Here is a 15,280-nt window from a genome sequence, read left to right on the forward strand (position 1 = left end):
ATGCCTCGTTCCCCGCCCGCCCGCAGTCACCCAACTCCTGGTGAGCGTAGGGCGGTCGGCGTCATCGTGGAGGGGTTCCCGGAGGAGATCCGTCAGAAAGTGAGCCCTCCATGCACGCGTACAGCGCCCTTCCCCCCGACCACCTCCCCCACCACCCCGTCCACTCCATCCGTCCCGTCTCCGAGGCCGAGGCCGCGCACGCCTACCGGGAGCTCAAGGCCGCCATGGAGGCGACCGGGCTGCCGACCAACGGTCTGTACCGCGAGGTCCTGCGCGGTTCCGGAACGGACACCCACCTGTACGGGATCGGGACCTTCACGCTCGCCGGGGCCCTGCGGCTGACCGCCGTCCTGAACTCGGCCGGGAGCGGCCGGTGATGTACCGCATCGGGGAGTACGTGACCGACGCGACCCGGGCCCTGACCGGGCAGGTCCACGCCGTGCACGGGAGGACGCTCGTCCTCCTGCGGCCCAGCGGGTTCCTGTGGGAGGCCGAGGCCGACCAGTGCTGGAAGGCGAGTCCGCAGGAGCGGGCCGGCCTGACGCCCGCCGGCGGGGTCCGCGTCATCAGCACCGCCCGGCGCCAGGCCCGCTGAACAACACCCGTCACCCGTACGGTGGATCTTTGTTTCGATCGGCCCAACGGGCATATGCCGTGCGGTACGTTCGCCACGAAAACAGCCCCCGCGATGGCGGCAACCATCCGCGAGGGCCTGGACCACCAGTGGAAAGCCCCACCGTGATCTACCGCAACTTTATCGCGCCCTCGCGCGCCTTCACCCGGTTCTCGCACGAGATCATCCGGCATCCCCGGCTCAGCTCCGACGCCGTACGGCTGCTGACCTGGCAGCTCTCCCTCCCCCAGGACGCCCGCGAACCGCTGTCCCGCACCGCCGAACGTGCCCGGATCGGGGCATGCGCGTTCGGGACGGCCAAGCGGCAGCTCAAGGCGGAGGGCTTCGTCCACGAGCGGCGGGTGCAGATCGGGGGCGGGCGCTGGATGACCCAACAGCTCGTCTCCAGCCGCCCCTTGAGCGCGGGCGAGGCGGCGAAGATCCTCGCCGGGATGCCCGCCTACGCCGGGGAGGGGACGGCGCCCCGACCGGCGACACCGCAGGTCGCGCCGAGTGACGGGATCCCGGCCGCCGGTGCGCCGGTGCGTCAGGCCGCCGACGGTCATCCACAGCAAGAACCCACCGCAGGAAAGACCTCTCTCCTTCCGGCCGCCGCACCGACGGCCCCCGCCGTGGCGGAACCGGCCCCCTCGGACGAGGCCCGCGCCGTCATCGGCGCGCTCCCCGTGCTCTCGCCCGCCCTGCGGCACGTCCCGCCCGGCATGCGGGACGAGCTGGCGCGGCTGGCCGCCCGCTGGCTGGAGGCCGGACACACCCCCGCCGACGTCTGCGCCCACATCCGCTCCGGGCTGCCGAAGGACGGTACGCCGGTGCTGCGGCCCGGCGGGCTCGTGCGGTACCTGCTCCGGGAGGTGCCGGAGCTCGTACCGCCGCCGCTCCCGGGGCCCGTACCCCCGCCGCCCTCCCCCGCGCCCCCGGTCTCGACGCGGCTCGCCGGGATGCGGGAGTGCGAGGGACGGCACGACCAGGCGTACCTCTTCCGGCCCGTGGGCGACGAGGACCTGTGCCCCCGCTGCGCGGGCTAGGCGTCACCGCTCCGGCGGCAGTTCCACCGTCGGCGCGTCGCGGAAGCGGCGGCGGTCGCGGCCGCCGGGCGGGGCGTCGGCCAGTCGGATGACGGTGCCGTCGCGCCCGGCCACGACCGGTTTCACGGAGCGGGCGGCCTTGGCCTGGTACTGGGCCGCGTCGGCGAGGCGGAAGAGGCGGCGGGCCGACTTGAGGGGGCCGATCGGGTCGCCGGTGGAGGCGACCCCGCAGGCGACGCCCTCACCCAGCTCCAGCTCGGCGGCGCGGACGCACAGCTCCTCGGCCACCGCGACCACCTCGTCCGCGGTGGGGCCGACGGCCAGGAGGCAGAACTCGTCGCCGCCGAGACGGGCCGCGAGGGCGCCGCGCAGGCGAGCGCCGCAGCGCGAGAGCACGGAGCCGAAGCGTTCGAGGAGGCGGTCGCCGACGGCGTGCCCGTGGGTGTCGTTGACGCGCTTGAGGCCGTTGAGGTCGCAGACGACGAGGCTGACCACCGCGCCGTCGGCCCGGTAGCGCTCGATGGCCTCGTCGAGGCGGGCGTCGACCGCGCGCCGGTTGGCGAGGCCGGTGAGCGGGTCGGTGAAGGCGAGCTTGCGGACCTCCTCCAGGCGTTCGGCCTGGGCGATGCCGGCCGCGACGACCGCGGCGAGGACGTTCGCGAAGTCCGCGTCGGCGTCGGTGAAAGGTTTCGCCCCCGCGGGCCGGGCCACGTACAGCTCGCCCCAGGCACGCCCGTGCAGCACCACCGGGGCCACCACGCAGCAGGACCGGCCACGCCGCCGCAGGCCCGCGACCCGGCCGGAGACGACGGGCGCGTCGGCGGTCTCGACCCAGGCGTGCGGGCCGGCGCCGACCGCCCACCGCTCGTGCAGGAACTCGGTGATCTCCGGGAACTGGTGGACCGGGTACGTCTCCCCGTCCGGGAACTCCTCCTCGCCGGCCGCCCGCGCCCCGGCGTTCACCAGCACCCGCAGCCGTCCGTGGTCCCGCTCCCAGACCGACAGGGCGCCGAAGCTCCCGTCGAGCCCCGCGCACGCGCCGAGCGCCGCGGCCCGCCAGAACTCCCGCGGGGTGTGCGCCGCCGCCATCCCCTGCGCCAGCGCCACCACGGCCCGCAGCCGCACGTCCTCTCCCATTCCTCCAGCTTAGGGAGGTTTGATCCGTTTTCCCTTTCGAGACGTCACAGAAAGTGACATCTGGTACGAAACGGGATCATTCAGGTCACTCGCCGGGCCACTCCGGCTTCCGCTTCTCGTTGAACGCCGCCACACCCTCGGCCCGGTCGCCGGAGAAGGCCACCGAGCGCCAGGCCGCGTCCTCGACCTCCAGGCCGGCCCGCAGGTCCAGGCCCTGTCCCAGCCGCATCGCCTTCTTCGCGGCGCGCAGCCCGACCGGGGAGTTCGCGGCGATCCGCCCGGCGAGCTCCAGCGCGGCCGTCCGGGCCTCCTCCGCGACGACGTCCACCAGGCCCAGCTCCCGGGCCTCGGCGGCCTCCACCCGGCGGGCCGTGAAGACCAGCTCGGCGGCGCGCGCCGCGCCCACCCGGCGGGGCAGCAGCTGCGTACCGCCGCCGCCCGGGATGACGCCGACGGAGACCTCGGGGAGGCCGACGACGGTGGTGGCGTCGGCGACGATCAGGTCGCAGGCGAGCGCCAGCTCGTAGCCGCCGCCGAGGGCGAAGCCGTGCACGGCGGCCACGGTCGGCATCGGCAGCTCCAGGACGCCGGTGTAGGCGGCGCGGGCGGTGGGGCGCTGGCGGACCAGCTCGGCGTCGGTGAAGGAGTTGCGCTCCTTGAGGTCGGCGCCGACGCAGAAGGCCCGGTCGTTCGAGGAGGTCAGGACGGTGACCCGGACGGCCGGGTCGGCGGCGAGGGCGGCGCACGCCTCGCCGATGGAGCGGGCCATCGCGGAGGAGACGGCGTTCATCGCCTTGGGCCGGTCGAGGACGAACTCGGCGACGTGCCCCTCCCTGCGGACCAGCACGAACTCACCAAAACGCTGCTCGGTCATCCCTCACGCCCTCCCGGTTAACGACGGTTCACACCGTCCCGGGAGGGATCTTAGGTCGGCCGGCGGTTCAGGAGCCAGGGCTCCACGACGCCGAGGCCGCGGACGGAGCGCTGCCACATCGGCTGGAGCGCGAAGCGGTACGTCCGGTGCGGCCGGCCCTCCTTCTCGGCGCGGGCGGCCTCCTCCGCCGCCTCGGCCTCCGACACCGGCACCTCGCCGGTCCTGGTCAGCTCCTCGGCGAAGGCGCTGTCGACCAGGACGGCGTCCTTCGGCGCTATCGAGGTGAGCCGGCTCGCGAGGTTCACGGTGGTGCCGAAGACGTCGCCCATCCGGGTCGTGACGGTGCCGAAGGCGATGCCGACGCGCAGCGACGGCATCGTCTCGTCCTGGCTGAGGGTCTCGATGAGGCGCAGCGCGATCTCGGCGGCGATGCCGGCGTCGTCCGCCGCGTACAGCACCTCGTCGCCGAGCGTCTTGATGAGCCGGCCGCCGTGCGCGGCGACCAGGTCGGCGCAGGTGGTCTCGAAGGCCTCGACCAGTTCGCCGAGCTCCTCCTCCTCCAGGCGGCGGGTGAGGCGGGTGAAGCCGACGAGGTCGGCGAAGCCGACGGCGAGCCGCCGGTCGACCATCTCCTCGTCGTCGGCGGCCTGCACGACCCGGCCGGTGGCGGCGGCGAGCTGGCGCCGCCACACGTAGATCAGGAACTCCTCCAGCTCCGGGAGGAGCAGTTCGACGAGGGGGTACGTGACCTCGGTGCGGGTCATGCCGGGCTCGGGCGGCTCGGTCAGGCCCTCCAGGAAGGAATCGATCTGCCATTCGGCCAGTCGGGCGGTGGTCTGCCCGGTGGAGCGGGCGACCTGCACCGCCATCGGCTCGCTGAGCAGCCCCGCCTCGACGAGGCCGGCGAGCCGCCGCAGGGCGAGCACGTCGGCCTCGGTGAGCGCCTTGGCCTGTCCGATGTCGGCGAAGCCCATGGCCCGCCAGAAGCGGGAGGCGAGCTCCATGGAGACGCCGGCGGTGCGGGCGGCCTGGAAGGGGGTGTAGCGGCGGTCGGCGCCGAGGATGAGCTGTTCGAGGCGGATGGCGAGCGGGTCGTCGGTCGGCTCGACCGTGTGGTCGACGGCGTGGTGGGGGGTGGGATACGCCGAGGTCTCCGCGGCCGCGGCCGTCCCGGCCTGCCCGGACGGCTCGGACCGGTCGTCGCCCGTGTTCGCGTCGTCGACGGTCACCGGCCGCCTCCTGCCCGTTCCCTGCCGCTGCCCACTGTTCGTTCTGCCGATCTGTTCGCCTGGATCGCGGTCCACGATACGACAGGTGTGGGCTGGCTCACGCCGGAACGGCCGGGGGATCGGCCCGTCGCGCGCGGCGGGCTCAGCCGGTCGCGCGCAGGTGGACGATGTCGCCCGCGCCGACCGCCTCCGTGCCGCCGCCCTCGGTGGCGACGACGAGGCGCCCGTCGCCGTCCAGGGCGACCGCCTCGCCCTCCAGCGTCCGCTCGCCCGGCAGGTCGGCGCGGACCCGGTGGCCGAGGGTGGCGCAGCCGGCCGCGTAGGCCGCCTGGACCCCGGACGCCTCGGGGTCGCCGCCGGCCCGCGTCCAGGCGCCGTACCAGTCGGCGAGGGAGCGGAGGACGGCCCGCAGCAGGGTGTCGCGGTCGGTGGAGACGGCGTCGGCGAGCAGGAGGGAGCCGGCCGCGGGGACGGGCAGCTCCTCGGCGCGGAGGGAGACGTTGATGCCGAGGCCGATGACGACGCCGTGCTCGCCGGCCCGCTCGGCGAGGATGCCGCCGGCCTTGCGCTCCTCGTCCCCGACCTTCACCAGGAGGTCGTTGGGCCACTTGAGGGAGACGTCGACGCCGGCGGCCTTGACCAGGCCGGTGGCGGCGGCCAGGCCGGTGAGCAGCGGCAGCCAGCCGAGCCGGTGGACGGGCACGTCCGGCTTGAGCAGCACGGACAGGAAGAGGCCGGAGCGGGCGGGGGCGCTCCAGGTGCGGTCGAGACGGCCGCGGCCCGAGGTCTGCTCCTCGGCGACGAGGACGGCGCCCTCGGGCAGTTCGCCGGCGCGCGCGGCGAGGTCGGAGTTGGTGGAGCCGGTCGTGGGGACCACGTCGAGGGAGGTCCACAGGCCGTCCGGGAGGAGCAGTGCCTGGCGCAGCGCACGGGCGTTGAGCGGGGGCCGGTCGAGGTCGGACCAGGGTCCGCCTGATGCGTGGGAGGACGTCATGCAAGCCAGACTAGGTGTGGGATAGACCGCACTGCGCTGCCGTGGTCGCGCCGATACGCTACGGGTCAGCAGGCCGTCAGTAGCCCATTCGCAGTCAGCGAACCCCCCGTGACCAGGCAGGGAGCCGCATCCCGATGTCCGAGCCGGCAGAGCAGTACGAGATCGACATTCACACGACCGCGGGCAAGATCGCGGACCTGAGGCGCCGCATCGGCGAGGCCACGCACGCCGGCTCGGAGCGCGCGGTGGAGAAGCAGCACGCGAAGGGCAAGCTGACCGCGCGTGAGCGGATCGCCCTGCTGCTCGACGAGGGTTCCTTCGTGGAGCTGGACGAGCTGGCCCGGCACCGGTCGACCAACTTCGGCCTGGAGAAGAACCGGCCGTACGGCGACGGCGTCGTCACCGGCTACGGCACGGTCGACGGGCGTCCGGTGGCCGTCTTCTCGCAGGACTTCACCGTCTTCGGCGGGGCGCTGGGCGAGACGTACGGGCAGAAGATCATCAAGGTGATGGACTTCGCGCTGAAGACCGGCTGCCCGGTCGTCGGCATCAACGACTCCGGCGGCGCCCGCATCCAGGAGGGTGTGAGCGCGCTCGGCATGTACGGCGAGATCTTCCGCCGCAACACCCACGCCTCCGGTGTGATCCCGCAGATCTCGCTGGTCGTGGGCCCGTGCGCGGGCGGCGCGGTGTACTCCCCCGCGATCACCGACTTCACGGTGATGGTGGACCAGACCTCCCACATGTTCATCACGGGCCCGGACGTCATCAAGACGGTGACCGGCGAGGACGTGGGCTTCGAGGAGCTGGGCGGCGCCCGGACGCACAACACGACCTCGGGCGTGGCGCACCACATGGCGGGTGACGAGAAGGACGCCATCGAGTACGTGAAGCAGCTGCTCTCGTACCTGCCGTCGAACAACCTCTCGGAGGCGCCGGCCTTCCCGGAGACGGCGGAGACGGAGGTGTCGGGCGAGGACCTGGAGCTCGACACGCTGATCCCGGACTCGGCGAACCAGCCGTACGACATGCACAAGGTGATCGAGCACGTCGTGGACGACGGCGAGTTCCTGGAGACGCAGGCGCTGTTCGCGCCGAACATCCTGACCGGCTTCGGCCGGGTGGAGGGCTTCCCGGTCGGCGTCGTCGCCAACCAGCCGATGCAGTTCGCCGGCTGTCTGGACATCAACGCCTCGGAGAAGGCCGCGCGGTTCGTGCGCACCTGCGACGCCTTCAACATCCCGGTGCTGACCTTCGTGGACGTGCCGGGCTTCCTGCCGGGCGTGGACCAGGAGTACGGCGGCATCATCCGGCGCGGCGCGAAGCTGATCTACGCGTACGCCGAGGCGACCGTCCCGCTGATCACGATCATCACCCGCAAGGCGTTCGGCGGCGCGTACGACGTGATGGGCTCCAAGCACCTGGGCGCCGACCTGAACCTGGCGTGGCCGACGGCCCAGATCGCCGTCATGGGCGCGCAGGGCGCGGTGAACATCCTGCACCGGCGGACGATCGCCGAGGCGGAGGCCGACGGCGAGGATGTCGAGGCGGTGCGGGCGCGGCTGATCCAGGAGTACGAGGACACCCTGCTCAACCCGTACATCGCGGCGGAGCGCGGCTACGTCGACGCGGTGGTCCTGCCGTCGGAGACCCGGGCCCAGGTCGTGAAGGGCCTGCGTCAGCTGCGGACGAAGCGGGAATCCCTGCCTCCGAAGAAGCACGGCAACATTCCGCTCTGACCCTCGGGAGGAACAGCACGATGATCAAGGTCGTACGAGGAAACCCGACGCCCGAGGAGCTGGCCGCCGCACTGGCGGTGGTCCAGGCCCGGGCCGCGGCCACCGCGGCGGCGGCCGCGCAGGGCGGCGGCCCGGCACTGCCGGAGGGCTGGTCGGACCCGTCGCGGATCGCGCGTTCGGTACGGCACCGGCCGGGCCCGCGGGCCTGGGCGCGGTCCTACTGGCCGGTCTAGGAGAGTACGTCGGCGAGGACGAGGGCCGGACCCCGTGTGCGGGGGGTCCGGCCCTCGTCGTGTGCGTTCAGCGGCGGCGCAGCAGGAGCGCGGAGGCGAGGGCGGCCAGGGCGACGAGGGCCGCGTTGACGGCGACGGCGCGGGCGATGCCGTCGGGGAGCGCGGCGGCGGTGACGACGACGGCGCTCATGACCGGGGTCCCCAGGGTGATGCCGATCTGCTGGGTCATGGTGGCGATGCCGGTGGCCATGCCCTGCTCGGTGTCGGGGAGGCCCGAGGTGGCGGTGATCATGAAGCCGACGATGGCGAGCATGTTGCCGACGCCGCCGGCGAAGGTGGCCGCGAGCAGCAGCCCGTACGTGCTCCGCCCGTCACCGATGCCGAGGAGGGCGAGGGTGGCGGCGGCCTGGAGGGCGCCGCCCGCGACCAGGGCGGCGCGGGGCGAGAAGCGGCCGGTGAAGCGGGGGGCGAGCAGGCCGCCGAGGACGGTGCCGGCGCCGAGCACGCCGAAGGAGAGACCGGCGGCGAGCGGCGAGAAGCCGAGCACGTCCTGGAGGTGCAGGGTCATCAGGAAGACCAGCGAGGTCTCGGTGGCGAAGGCGGCGAGCCCGGCGAGGTTGCCCACGACGACGGTGCGGCGCGCCAGGATCCGGAGGGGGACGAGGGGCGCCGCGGAGCGCCGTTCGACGAGGGGGAAGGCGGCGAGGAGGAGGGCGGCCGCGGCGAGCGGGACGAGGGTGCCGGGGGCGGTCCAGCCGTGCTCGCCGGCGCCGGTGAGGCCGAGGACGAGGGCGAGCAGGCCGCCGGTGACGGTGATCGCGCCGGGGACGTCGAGCCGGGGCCGGGTGGCGGGGCGGCTCTCCTTCAGGACGGCCGGGGCGACGAGGAGGACGGCGAGGGCGACGGGCACGTTGACGAGGAAGGCCCAGCGCCAGGAGAGCAGGTCGGTGAGGACGCCGCCGAGGACGGCGCCGGTGGTGAACCCGGCGGACATCAGCGCGCCGTTGAGGCCGAGGGCCCTGGCGCGCAGCGGCCCCTCGGGGAAGGCGGAGGTGAGCAGGGCGAGGCCTGCGGGGGTGACGGCGGCGGTGGCGAGCCCCTGGGCGACGCGGGCGGCCATGAGGAGTTCGGGGGTGGTGGCGAGGCCGCCGGCGAGGGAGGCGGCACCGAGGACGCCCATGCCGGCGAGGAAGACGCGGCGGCGGCCGAGGAGGTCGGCGAGGCGCCCGAAGAGGAGGGTGAAGCCGGCGGCGGCGAGGGCGAAGGAGGTGGCGATCCACTGGAGCCCGCCGAGGGAGAAGCCGAGTCCTTCGCCGATGACGGGGAGGGCGACGTTCAGGATCGAGAAGTCCACGGCCAGCATGAACTGCGCGACGAGGAGGACGACGAGGACGAGCCTGGTCCGCCCGTCCATGCGGGCGTCCGCGCTGGTGTCCGGGCGGGCGTCCGTGCGGGCGTCTTCGCGGGTGTCCGTGCGGGCGGACGTCGCCTGGGTCGGGGGAGCATCGAGGGAAGCCATCACGGGACCCCTTAATGGGAGACTGGTTCCGTTAAGATGAACGAGACCGTAGCAGACCATCCCGCCTTAATGGAACAGGAGACCCGTTTGAGCGAGAGCCCGTCGGCCGTGCCCGGCACCCAGCGCCCCGGAGGCCGTACCGCCAAGGTCCGGCGCGCGGTCCTCGACGCCACCGAGGACACCCTCGCCGCCGGCGGCTTCCACACCCTGAACATGGATCAGATCGCCGCCGCCGCGGGCGTGGGCAAGACCACCGTCTACCGCCGCTGGGGCTCCCCCGTCGGCCTCGTCGCGGACCTGCTGCACGACATGGCCGAGCAGTCGCTGCCCGCCGCCGACACCGGCACCCTCGCGGGCGACCTGCGGGCCAACGCCGCCCTCGTGCGGGAGACCCTCGCCGACCCGCGGATGGGCGCCGTCTTCCGCGCCGTCATCGCGGCCGCCGCCTGCGACGAGGAGTGCGCCCGCGCCCTCGGCGGCTTCTACCGGACCCGGCTGGCCGAATGGGCGCCGGTCGCCGAGCGGGCCGTGGCCCGCGGCGAGCTCCCCGCGGGCACCGACCCGCTGGAGCTCCTGCGGGCCGTCTCCGCGCCGCTCTACTACCGCTTCGCCGTCACCCACGAGGAGTTGACCGCCGCCGACGCCGAGCGGGCCGCGACGGCCGCCCTGGCCGCCGCGACGGCGGGCGCGTACACGACCTGAGCGCGCTGACGCCCTCCGCGCCCCGGGAGGACGGCTTGACCCGGGGCGCGGAGGGCGCCATAGTGAGCTGACGAGACGAGACGTTTCGTCTCTGAATTACTCGGGGGAGGCGGGCGCGTAGGTGAGCACCACGACGCCGGTGTCGAGGGTCTCGGTGCGGACGTGCCGGAGCCTGCCCTGGAAACCGTCGGCGGCGAGGCTCCCGCCGCCCGCGAGAACCGGGTGCACCCAGAAGTGGACCTCGTCCAGCAGACCGTGCGCGAGCAGCGTCTTGGCGACCGGACCGAAGCCGTACATCAGGATGTCCCCGCCCGGCCGCTCCTTGAGCGCGGCGATCGCCTCCACGGCCCCCTCCCGGGGGATCACCGTGGTGTCGCCCCACGCGCCGCCCGTGAGGGTCGAGGAGACGACGTACTTCTCGATGGCGTTCATCCGGTCCGCGAAGGCGTCCGTGCCCGCCCGCGCCGGCCACGCGGAGGCGAAGTTCGTGTAGGTCTCCCGCCCCATCAGCAGCGCGTCGGCGGCGAGGAGCAGCTTGTTCGCGTACCGCTCCAGGTCGTCGCTCCAGTACGCGAAGGACCACTGGTCGAGCTTCTCGATGTCGCCGTCGAGGGAGAGGTACGTCGAGTTGACGATCTTGCGCATGCCGGTGCACTTCCTTGGCCGAGACGGGGGTTCCTGAGGCCACCCAGCATCAGGACCGGCCCGACGTACCGACAAGACCGGAAGGAGGAACGCTCGTTGAGCGTGGCTACACGAAGGGGCGGGCACCCCGCGCGGCACCCGATGCCGGACCGGCTGGAGCTGGAGGCGTTCCTCACGCTCGCCGAGGAACTGCACTTCGGGCGCACCGCCGTCCGGCTCCACGTGACGACCAGCCGGATCAGCCAGACCATCAGGAAGCTGGAGCGCCGGGTCGGCACCCCGCTGTTCACCCGCACCAGCCGGAGCGTCGCGCTGACCGGGGTCGGCGAGCGGCTGCGGGACGACCTGCTGCCCGCGTACGAGCAGATCGGGCTGGGGCTCGCCCAGGCCGTCGCGGCCGGACGCGGCGGGCGGATCGAGGGGCTGCTCCGGGTCGGCTGGTCCGCGCCGTGGTGCGGCGACCTCGCGGCGCGGGCCGCGCGGGTCCTCCGGGCCCGGCACCCCGGCTGCGAGGTCGAGCTGCGGGAGGTCCCGCTCCGCGACCCCCTGGGCGGGCTGCGCGCCGGCACCGTCGACGTCCAGCTGACCGAGCTCCCCGTCGACGAGCCGGACATCGCCACCGGACGGCCGGTCCTCGCGGAGCCGAGGGCGCTGCTCGTCCCCGCGGACCACCCCCTCGCCCGCAGGGAGTCCGTCTCCGTCGAGGACCTCGCGGACACCGTGCTGGTCACCCTCGCCGACGCCCGCGCCCCGCGCCCCTGGCTGGAGCGGCACTTCCCGCGCCGGACCCCGGCCGGACGGCCGGTCCCGCAGGGGCCCGCCGCGCGCTCCTGGCAGGAGGTCCTGGTGCAGGTCGCCGCCGGCGGCGGTGTCGGCACGGCCGCGGCCCGCGCGGAGCGCTTCCACGGCCGGCCGGGGGTCGCGTACGTGCCCTTCCGCGACGCCCCGACCGTCGACTACGCCCCGATGTGGCCGGCGACCGGACGGAACCCGCTCGTCCGTCCCTACCTGGAGATCGTCGACGAGCTCGCGCCGCCGTGTTGAGTATCCGTACTCAGGCGCCGCGGCCGTCACCGGAGCAGGATCGGGGCATGCTGTGGTCCGACCCGGAGAACAAGCCGCCGAAGTTCCTGCGCGAGGCCCAGGAGATGCTGCGCAGATCGGGCGTGCTGCTGGCGATGGCCATGGTCGTCCTGATGCTCGCGGTGGGCGCGCGCTGAGTACGCTGCCCCCATGACTGCTGATCGTCCGGGCGGCACGCCCCGCCGGCTCGTCCTCGCCTCCGCCTCGCCCGCCCGGCTCGGCCTGCTCCGCCAGGCCGGCCTCGCCCCCGAGGTGATCGTCAGCGGCGTGGACGAGGACAAGGTCCACGCCCCCACCCCGGCGGAGCTCGCCCTCGCCCTCGCGGAGGCCAAGGCGGCCCACGTCGCCGCCCGCCCCGAGGTGAGCGGCGCCCTGGTGATCGGCTGCGACTCGGTCCTGGAACTGGACGGGCGCGCCCTGGGCAAGCCCGCGGACGCCGCCGAGGCCACCGCCCGCTGGAAGGAGATGCGGGGCAGGGTCGGCATCCTCCAGACCGGCCACTGCGTCTACGACACGGCGGCCAAGCGGTACGAGTCGGCGACGGCGGCCACCGTGGTGCGGTTCGGCGAGCCGACGGACGAGGAGGTCGCCGCGTACGTGGCGAGCGGCGAACCGCTGCACGTGGCGGGCGCGTTCACGCTGGACGGCCGGTCGGCGCCGTTCATCGAGGGCATCGACGGCGACCCGGGGAACGTCATCGGCCTGTCACTGCCGCTGCTGCGCCGGCTCCTCGCCAAGCTGGACGTGGGGATCACCGAGCTCTGGACCTGAGGCCCCCTCAGGCCGCCGCGACCGCCGCCTTCTCGGCGGCGGGCTCCTTCGCGTACACCACCAGGGTGAGCACGATCAGGCCGACGACGGTCATCATGACGGCGAAGGCGGTCCAGCCGATCAGGCCGACGGCGACCGCGCCCAGCACCCCGTGGACGACCGCGCAGCCGATCAGGAGCCCCCGGCCGAAACGCCCGGGGGCGCGGTCGCGGAGGCCGGTGAGGAAGGCGACGAGGGCGCAGAGCGCGAGGGCGAGGCCGGACCCGATGCCGAGCGCCCAGGTGCCGGTGACCATGTGGTCGGGGTCGAGTCCGTCGAGGGACATCGACTGGGCCTCCACGAAGCGGGCCATGATCGCGTTGATCCCGATGATCGCGGGAGCCTCCAGGAGGAGGACGGCGGCCGTGACGAACGCGATCGGTCTGCGGGCCATTCCGGCCACCCCCTGGATTCGCTTGTTACCGACAGTACGGTCGACAGCGCGAAGGCTACTGGCCGGTAAACGCTCGGACAAGAGTCCGCACGCGATGGCCGAAGGACGACGGTGCGGCAAAGAATCGTTGGGCCATTCGTAGGGACTCGACAAAGAAACCCGAATGGCGACTGGCTCCACGAACAGAGACCTGCGCCACACCTCGGAGCTACTGTGCCGTAAAGGAACCCTGCGTACCTTGGTGCGACAAGGGAATTCACGACCCGAGCGACCCTCGATTCACGCTCCGTGTGGGCAAGGTCACCTTGGGGGCCAGGTCGAGGGGTCGTGTCGGCAGTCCCTAAACTCAGCTTGTTTCAAGGAGGGAGCCATCGTGCGCAAGGTGCTCATCGCCAACCGTGGCGAAATCGCTGTTCGTGTCGCCCGTGCCTGCCGGGATGCCGGGATCGCGAGCGTAGCTGTCTACGCCGATCCGGACCGGGACGCCCTGCACGTCCGCGCGGCCGACGAGGCGTTCGCCCTGGGCGGTGACACCCCGGCCACCAGCTACCTGGACATGGCCAAGGTGCTCCAGGCCGCGAAGGACGCCGGAGCGGACGCGATCCACCCCGGGTACGGCTTCCTGTCCGAGAACGCGGAGTTCGCCCAGGCCGTCCTGGACGCCGGTCTGACGTGGATCGGCCCGCCGCCGCACGCGATCCGCGACCTCGGCGACAAGGTCGCCGCCCGCCACATCGCCCAGCGCGCCGGCGCGCCGCTCGTCGCGGGCACGCCCGACCCGGTCTCCGGCGCGGACGAGGTCGTCGCCTTCGCCAAGGAGAACGGCCTGCCGATCGCGATCAAGGCCGCCTTCGGCGGCGGCGGCCGCGGCCTGAAGGTCGCCCGCACCCTCGAAGAGGTGCCCGAGCTCTACGACTCCGCCGTCCGCGAGGCCGTCGCCGCCTTCGGCCGCGGCGAGTGCTTCGTCGAGCGCTACCTCGACAAGCCGCGGCACGTCGAGACCCAGTGCCTGGCCGACACCCACGGCAACGTGGTCGTCGTCTCCACCCGTGACTGCTCGCTGCAGCGCCGGCACCAGAAGCTCGTCGAGGAGGCCCCCGCGCCGTTTCTGACGGACGAGCAGAACGCGCAGCTGTACGCGGCGTCGAAGGCGATCCTGAAGGAGGCCGGCTACGTCGGCGCCGGCACGGTCGAGTTCCTCGTCGGCATGGACGGCACGATCTCCTTCCTGGAGGTCAACACCCGTCTCCAGGTCGAGCACCCGGTCACCGAGGAGGTCACCGGCATCGACCTCGTCCGCGAGATGTTCCGGATCGCCGACGGCGAGGAGCTCGGTTACGGCGACCCGGCCGTGCGGGGTCACTCCTTCGAGTTCCGTATCAACGGCGAGGACCCGGGCCGCAACTTCCTCCCGGCCCCCGGCACCGTCACCCTCTTCCAGCCGCCGACCGGCCCCGGCGTCCGCCTGGACGCGGGCGTCGAGTCCGGCAGCGTCATCGGCCCGGCGTGGGACTCGCTCCTCGCCAAGCTGATCGTCACCGGTGCCACCCGCGAGCAGGCGCTCCAGCGCGCCGCCCGCGCCCTGGCGGAGTTCAAGGTCGAGGGCATGGCCACCGCCATCCCCTTCCACCGGGCCGCCGTGGTCGACCCCGACTTCACCGCCGACCCGTTCCGCGTCCACACCCGCTGGATCGAGACGGAGTTCGTCAACGAGATCAAGCCGTTCGCCCCGGCCGGTGCCGACGCGGACGAGGACGAGTCCGGCCGCGAGACGATCGTGGTCGAGGTCGGCGGCAAGCGCCTGGAGGTCTCCCTCCCGTCGAGCCTGGGCATGACCCTGGCCCGCACGGGCCTGGCCGCCGGCGCCAAGCCGAAGCGCCGCGCCGCGAAGAAGTCCGGCCCGACCGCCTCCGGCGACACCCTCGCCTCGCCCATGCAGGGCACGATCGTGAAGATCGCGGTCGAGGAGGGCCAGGAGGTCAAGGAGGGCGACCTGATCGTCGTCCTCGAGGCCATGAAGATGGAACAGCCCCTCAACGCGCACAAGTCGGGCACCATCACCGGCCTGAACGCCGAGGTCGGCGCCTCGATCACCTCCGGCGCCGGCATCTGCGAGATCAAGGCCTGACGGCCCGGAAGCTCACAGGGAAGGGCCCGCAGGCAGCCGCCTGGGGGCCCTTCGCCGCGTTCGGGGCGGGAAGGGACGGCGGCTCACCGCGTACGACGCGGGACGGACCTGCTCAGGGGCGGAGCCCCGGTGCG

The 15,280-nt window shown here is 73.4% G+C and carries 17 protein-coding genes; 10 read left to right on the top strand and 7 right to left on the bottom strand.

The features are described 5' to 3' along the window. The first annotated feature begins 110 nt into the window (after positions 1–110). The 3 genes from ACF1BN_RS28560 to ACF1BN_RS28570 all read left to right on the top strand — a co-directional run bounded on the left by ACF1BN_RS28560 (position 111) and on the right by ACF1BN_RS28570 (position 1,659). Positions 111–377 (top strand): hypothetical protein, encoded by a 267-nt coding sequence (locus ACF1BN_RS28560; protein WP_392334465.1) that lies wholly within the window; start codon positions 111–113, stop codon positions 375–377. Then, positions 377–595: a hypothetical protein gene (locus ACF1BN_RS28565; RefSeq protein WP_392334466.1), complete on the top strand. Its 219-nt coding sequence runs from the start codon at positions 377–379 to the stop codon at positions 593–595. The genes ACF1BN_RS28560 and ACF1BN_RS28565 overlap by 1 nt, the downstream gene beginning before the upstream one ends. Positions 596–723: 128 nt before the next feature. Then, on the top strand, positions 724–1,659 hold the full coding sequence (locus ACF1BN_RS28570) for a hypothetical protein (protein ID WP_392334467.1): 936 nt from the start codon (positions 724–726) through the stop codon (positions 1,657–1,659). A 3-nt stretch (positions 1,660–1,662) separates the two neighbouring features. Here ACF1BN_RS28570 and ACF1BN_RS28575 read toward each other — a convergent pair whose 3' ends face one another. From ACF1BN_RS28575 to ACF1BN_RS28590, 4 genes are all read right to left on the bottom strand, one after another. Next, on the bottom strand, positions 1,663–2,796 hold the full coding sequence (locus ACF1BN_RS28575; RefSeq protein ID WP_392334468.1) for a diguanylate cyclase domain-containing protein: 1,134 nt from the start codon (positions 2,794–2,796) through the stop codon (positions 1,663–1,665). Between the two features lie 85 nt (positions 2,797–2,881). Continuing rightward, positions 2,882–3,670: an enoyl-CoA hydratase/isomerase family protein gene (locus ACF1BN_RS28580; protein WP_376599341.1), complete on the bottom strand. Its 789-nt coding sequence runs from the start codon at positions 3,668–3,670 to the stop codon at positions 2,882–2,884. A gap of 50 nt (positions 3,671–3,720) precedes the next feature. Next, positions 3,721–4,899, bottom strand: coding sequence for an adenylate/guanylate cyclase domain-containing protein (locus tag ACF1BN_RS28585; RefSeq protein WP_392334469.1), 1,179 nt, complete (start codon positions 4,897–4,899; stop codon positions 3,721–3,723). 142 nt (positions 4,900–5,041) lie between these two features. Then, the gene (locus ACF1BN_RS28590) at positions 5,042–5,893 is read right to left on the bottom strand and encodes a biotin--[acetyl-CoA-carboxylase] ligase (protein WP_392334470.1); all 852 of its coding nucleotides are present in this window, start codon (positions 5,891–5,893) and stop codon (positions 5,042–5,044) included. 134 nt (positions 5,894–6,027) lie between these two features. On the opposite strand from ACF1BN_RS28590, the gene ACF1BN_RS28595 reads away from it, so the two are divergent. Both ACF1BN_RS28595 and ACF1BN_RS28600 read left to right on the top strand, forming a co-directional pair. Beyond that, entirely contained in the window at positions 6,028–7,632 is a 1,605-nt protein-coding gene (locus ACF1BN_RS28595; RefSeq protein ID WP_392334471.1) for an acyl-CoA carboxylase subunit beta, read from the top strand. A gap of 20 nt (positions 7,633–7,652) precedes the next feature. Further along, positions 7,653–7,865: an acyl-CoA carboxylase epsilon subunit gene (locus tag ACF1BN_RS28600; protein ID WP_392334472.1), complete on the top strand. Its 213-nt coding sequence runs from the start codon at positions 7,653–7,655 to the stop codon at positions 7,863–7,865. A 67-nt stretch (positions 7,866–7,932) separates the two neighbouring features. Here the strand turns inward: ACF1BN_RS28600 and ACF1BN_RS28605 are convergent, their stop codons facing one another. Then, entirely contained in the window at positions 7,933–9,384 is a 1,452-nt protein-coding gene (locus tag ACF1BN_RS28605; protein ID WP_392334473.1) for an MFS transporter, read from the bottom strand. A 69-nt stretch (positions 9,385–9,453) separates the two neighbouring features. On the opposite strand from ACF1BN_RS28605, the gene ACF1BN_RS28610 reads away from it, so the two are divergent. Further along, on the top strand, positions 9,454–10,086 hold the full coding sequence (locus tag ACF1BN_RS28610) for a TetR/AcrR family transcriptional regulator (RefSeq protein ID WP_392334474.1): 633 nt from the start codon (positions 9,454–9,456) through the stop codon (positions 10,084–10,086). Between the two features lie 96 nt (positions 10,087–10,182). On the opposite strand, the gene ACF1BN_RS28615 is transcribed toward ACF1BN_RS28610, so the two are convergent. Further along, positions 10,183–10,731 (bottom strand): dihydrofolate reductase family protein, encoded by a 549-nt coding sequence (locus ACF1BN_RS28615; RefSeq protein WP_392334475.1) that lies wholly within the window; start codon positions 10,729–10,731, stop codon positions 10,183–10,185. A 102-nt stretch (positions 10,732–10,833) separates the two neighbouring features. Here ACF1BN_RS28615 and ACF1BN_RS28620 point away from each other — a divergent pair, with 102 nt between their 5' ends. Genes ACF1BN_RS28620 through ACF1BN_RS28630 form a run of 3 tightly spaced genes read left to right on the top strand, consistent with a single transcriptional unit; the run spans position 10,834 to position 12,585 of the window. Continuing rightward, positions 10,834–11,775 (top strand): LysR family transcriptional regulator, encoded by a 942-nt coding sequence (locus ACF1BN_RS28620; protein ID WP_392334476.1) that lies wholly within the window; start codon positions 10,834–10,836, stop codon positions 11,773–11,775. A gap of 47 nt (positions 11,776–11,822) precedes the next feature. Beyond that, entirely contained in the window at positions 11,823–11,951 is a 129-nt protein-coding gene (gene mmpB / locus ACF1BN_RS28625; RefSeq protein WP_360310879.1) for a morphogenic membrane protein MmpB, read from the top strand. Between the two features lie 13 nt (positions 11,952–11,964). Then, complete coding sequence (locus ACF1BN_RS28630; RefSeq protein ID WP_392334477.1) at positions 11,965–12,585, top strand: nucleoside triphosphate pyrophosphatase; 621 nt, start codon at positions 11,965–11,967, stop codon at positions 12,583–12,585. A gap of 7 nt (positions 12,586–12,592) precedes the next feature. On the opposite strand, the gene ACF1BN_RS28635 is transcribed toward ACF1BN_RS28630, so the two are convergent. Then, the gene (locus tag ACF1BN_RS28635; protein WP_392334478.1) at positions 12,593–13,018 is read right to left on the bottom strand and encodes a hypothetical protein; all 426 of its coding nucleotides are present in this window, start codon (positions 13,016–13,018) and stop codon (positions 12,593–12,595) included. Positions 13,019–13,391: 373 nt separating this feature from the next. Between ACF1BN_RS28635 and ACF1BN_RS28640 the strand changes: the two genes are divergently transcribed. Continuing rightward, positions 13,392–15,146: an acetyl/propionyl/methylcrotonyl-CoA carboxylase subunit alpha gene (locus ACF1BN_RS28640; RefSeq protein WP_392334479.1), complete on the top strand. Its 1,755-nt coding sequence runs from the start codon at positions 13,392–13,394 to the stop codon at positions 15,144–15,146. Positions 15,147–15,280 lie beyond the last annotated feature (134 nt).

The organism is Streptomyces sp. NPDC014861 (assembly GCF_043081625.1).
Lineage (GTDB): Bacteria > Actinomycetota > Actinomycetes > Streptomycetales > Streptomycetaceae > Streptomyces.

Coding starts and splice junctions, on each gene's coding strand:
- ACF1BN_RS28560 (WP_392334465.1), top strand. CDS start 111: ATGCACGCGTACAGCGCCCTTCCCCCCGACCACCTCCCCCACCACCCC.
- ACF1BN_RS28565 (WP_392334466.1), top strand. CDS start 377: ATGTACCGCATCGGGGAGTACGTGACCGACGCGACCCGGGCCCTGACC.
- ACF1BN_RS28575 (WP_392334468.1), bottom strand. CDS start 2,796: ATGGGAGAGGACGTGCGGCTGCGGGCCGTGGTGGCGCTGGCGCAGGGG.
- ACF1BN_RS28580 (WP_376599341.1), bottom strand. CDS start 3,670: ATGACCGAGCAGCGTTTTGGTGAGTTCGTGCTGGTCCGCAGGGAGGGG.
- ACF1BN_RS28590 (WP_392334470.1), bottom strand. CDS start 5,893: ATGACGTCCTCCCACGCATCAGGCGGACCCTGGTCCGACCTCGACCGG.
- ACF1BN_RS28595 (WP_392334471.1), top strand. CDS start 6,028: ATGTCCGAGCCGGCAGAGCAGTACGAGATCGACATTCACACGACCGCG.
- ACF1BN_RS28600 (WP_392334472.1), top strand. CDS start 7,653: ATGATCAAGGTCGTACGAGGAAACCCGACGCCCGAGGAGCTGGCCGCC.
- ACF1BN_RS28605 (WP_392334473.1), bottom strand. CDS start 9,384: ATGGCTTCCCTCGATGCTCCCCCGACCCAGGCGACGTCCGCCCGCACG.
- ACF1BN_RS28610 (WP_392334474.1), top strand. CDS start 9,454: ATGGAACAGGAGACCCGTTTGAGCGAGAGCCCGTCGGCCGTGCCCGGC.
- ACF1BN_RS28615 (WP_392334475.1), bottom strand. CDS start 10,731: ATGCGCAAGATCGTCAACTCGACGTACCTCTCCCTCGACGGCGACATC.
- mmpB (WP_360310879.1), top strand. CDS start 11,823: ATGCTGTGGTCCGACCCGGAGAACAAGCCGCCGAAGTTCCTGCGCGAG.
- ACF1BN_RS28630 (WP_392334477.1), top strand. CDS start 11,965: ATGACTGCTGATCGTCCGGGCGGCACGCCCCGCCGGCTCGTCCTCGCC.
- ACF1BN_RS28635 (WP_392334478.1), bottom strand. CDS start 13,018: ATGGCCCGCAGACCGATCGCGTTCGTCACGGCCGCCGTCCTCCTCCTG.